This window comes from Xenorhabdus beddingii (genome assembly GCF_002127545.1).
Classification (GTDB): domain Bacteria; phylum Pseudomonadota; class Gammaproteobacteria; order Enterobacterales; family Enterobacteriaceae; genus Xenorhabdus; species Xenorhabdus beddingii.
On record NZ_MUBK01000124.1, the window covers coordinates 1 to 1,000 of the forward strand.

The 1,000-nt window shown below is 45.1% G+C and carries 2 protein-coding genes; both read left to right on the top strand.

Annotation, left to right across the window (positions count from 1 at the left end; translation table 11 throughout):
• The first annotated feature begins 108 nt into the window (after positions 1 to 108).
• Positions 109 to 681 (top strand): phage antirepressor N-terminal domain-containing protein, encoded by a 573-nt coding sequence (locus Xbed_RS18790; RefSeq protein ID WP_086114316.1) that lies wholly within the window; start codon positions 109 to 111, stop codon positions 679 to 681.
• A 10-nt stretch (positions 682 to 691) separates the two neighbouring features.
• The coding region (locus Xbed_RS20575; RefSeq protein WP_139837557.1) for a lysis protein at positions 692 to 1,000 on the top strand (309 nt) is incomplete at its 3' end.

Below are 1,000 nucleotides of genomic sequence, written 5' to 3' on the forward strand. Positions count from 1 at the left end.
AACTGAGAGCTTATAGAAATAGAGCCTGAGAACTATCGCTGGGTGGCGACCTCTCTCAGGGCGGTATTTCTATGTCAGCAGGCTCTAATTTCTATAGGTATACGCAAGATGAATACAATTACAGTCCCTTTTTATGACGATGAACTTTATGTTGTGGAGCACAACAATGAACCCTATGTGCCAATGAAACCCATTGTTGAAGGTATGGGGATGGATTGGACAGGGCAATTAAACAAGTTAAGACAAAGATTTAAATCAACTATAGAGGAAATCTCTATGGTTGCTGCTGATGGGAAGATGCGAGATATGATTTGTCTTCCACTGCGCAAATTAGCTGGATGGCTACAGACTATTTATCCCAATAAAGTCAAACCTGAAATTAGGGACAAGGTGATCCGTTATCAGGACGAATGTGACGATGTGCTTTATGAATACTGGACAAAGGGTATCGCAGTTAATCCCCGCAAGCGCAGTGTCATGGAAGACCTGAATCAGGCGTGTGCTGAATTAAAGAGAGATAAACAAATCGCCAGTGTGTTTGGCACTGGCCTCAACGAATGGAAGAAGGTCAAACCAGAGCATGAGATCAAGATCAATAACCTCGCAGCTCAGGCGGCTGATTTGTTCCTTGATTTTGTTTGGGCTGAAATAGGGAAAGGTAAAACAACGCGCACCGAATAAGGCGAATGACATGAAACTTAACAGCCAGTACTTCACTCTCGGTGCTTTGGTGATTGTTTCTGGCTTGTTCTGGTTCTACCACGGTAAGTATCAGGACAAGGCCAAAGAATACGCTAGTTTAAAGCTACAGTATCAGGAACAAGTCGCCATCAACACCACCCAGCAAGAGCGGATCAAACACCTTGCAGAACTGGACATTAAACACACTCAGGAGCTGACGAATGCCAAATCTGAAATTGACACTCTTCGGGCTGATGTTGCCGCTGGCCGTCGCAAGCTGCGAATCAAGGCCACCTGCCCTGTGTCTAAAACCCCTGCC